The organism is Sphingomonas sp. P3_C5, assembly GCF_056402635.1.
This window is the reverse complement of record NZ_JBFUHA010000026.1, coordinates 1-1,561: the sequence shown is the minus strand read 5'-3', so window position 1 is coordinate 1,561 and position 1,561 is coordinate 1. Positions and strand designations below refer to the sequence as shown.

1 protein-coding gene is annotated in these 1,561 nt (G+C 61.4%); it reads right to left on the bottom strand.

Annotation, left to right across the window (positions count from 1 at the left end):
- Positions 1–64: 64 nt before the first annotated feature.
- On the bottom strand, positions 65–1,498 hold the full coding sequence (locus AC1DVS_RS26730; protein ID WP_478027548.1) for an IS1182 family transposase: 1,434 nt from the start codon (positions 1,496–1,498) through the stop codon (positions 65–67).
- Positions 1,499–1,561: the final 63 nt, after the last annotated feature.

Sequence of the window (1,561 nt, the reverse complement as noted above, 5' to 3'; positions counted from 1 at the left end):
CCACCGAGGCTGTGTGAAAACGCCATTTTGAGCAGCGGCGCATTGAGCTGCGGCACGAGCATTCTTACCGCTGCATCTCGGCGATCAGACCGGTTGCTCCCATCAGGGCGATTGCGCGTTTGATGTTATAGGCGAGGACGTGGAGGCTCATCTCGGTAGGGACGTTTCGCAGCGTGCGCGTCTTGAAGTGACTTCGGCCCATCCAGTCCTTGATGGTCCCGAAGACGTGCTCCACGGTTTGTCGTCGGATGCGCATGGCATCGGGCATATGATCGAGCCTGGCCTGCATCGCATCGAGTACATGCTCGTGCTTCCAGCGCCGGATCCGTCGGTGCGGTTCGGGCGTGCAGCGCGGCTTGAACTCGCAAGTCTGGCAGGCCGTCAGGTGACGGTAGAAGAAGATGTCGCCTTCCCGGTTCGCGTAGGTCTGGCCCGGCGTCAGTTCATGCTTTGCCGGACAGACATACAGGTTACGCTCCGCATCGAACCGGAAGTCCTGCTTGGCAAAGTAGCCGCGCTTCACGCCGCTTGAGGTCAGAGGTTTGGGGCAGATCGGGATCACGCCAGTCGCCTCGCACGCAAGGACCTCCTCGCCTGAGAAGTAACCCCGGTCGGCCAGTATCGTCAGATCCTCTACGCCGGTCGCTTCTCGCGCCAGCTTGCCCATGTCAGCAAGCGAACTTCGGTCGTGACCGACGTTTGTTACCTCATGCGCCACGATAATATGGTGATTGGCGTCGACCGCTGCCTGAAGGTTGTAACCGACCTGTCCCGTCCCCTTGCCGGCGCTCGCCATGGCGCGCGCATCCGGGTCGGTCAGTGAGATCTGCCGATCGGGCGCAGCCTCGACCGCCTGCTCCATCGCCTTGAGGTCACGCATCTGTCGGCGAAGCGCCTCAAGCCGCTCGGTAAGTCGGGTCGTGCGAACCTCGGCCACCTCGTTCTCCTGCCGGTCGGCGGTGTCGAGCATGGCCAGATATCGCTCGATGCTCGCATCCACCTGCTCCATCCGACGGCGGATCGCACCCGGCGTGAAGTTCTTGTCGCGCGTGTTGACCGCTCTGAACCGGCTGCCGTCCACCGCCACCGTTCCGCCAGCGATGAGGCCAACGTCACGGCACAATGTCACGAACTGCCGACACGTCGCTTGAATCGCCTCGCCGTTGTCGCGCCGGAAATCAGCAATCGTCTTGAAGTCTGGCGCCAACTTGGCCGTCAGCCACATCAGCTCGACATTGCGACCTGCCTCGCGTTCAAGCCGCCGGCTCGACTGCACCTGGTTGAGATACCCGTAGAGATATAGCTTGAGCAGCATCGCCGGATGATATCCCGGGCGCCCCGTAGACGCTGCATCCTCGAAGCCGAGCCCCGCCAAATCCAGTTCGTCGATGAAGACATCGACCACGCGTACCGTGTTCTCCTCGGACACGTAATCATCAACGCAATCTGGCAAAAGCAGCTTCTGCCGACGGTCACAGCCCTCAATGAAACGTCCCATTCCGGCGCCTCCTGCAACGCCAGAATCATAGCACATCAGGGCGTTTTCACACAGCCTCCACCA

Excerpts from the sequence above, each read along its gene's own strand:
- AC1DVS_RS26730 (WP_478027548.1), bottom strand. The coding sequence starts at position 1,498 with ATGGGACGTTTCATTGAGGGCTGTGACCGTCGGCAGAAGCTGCTTTTG.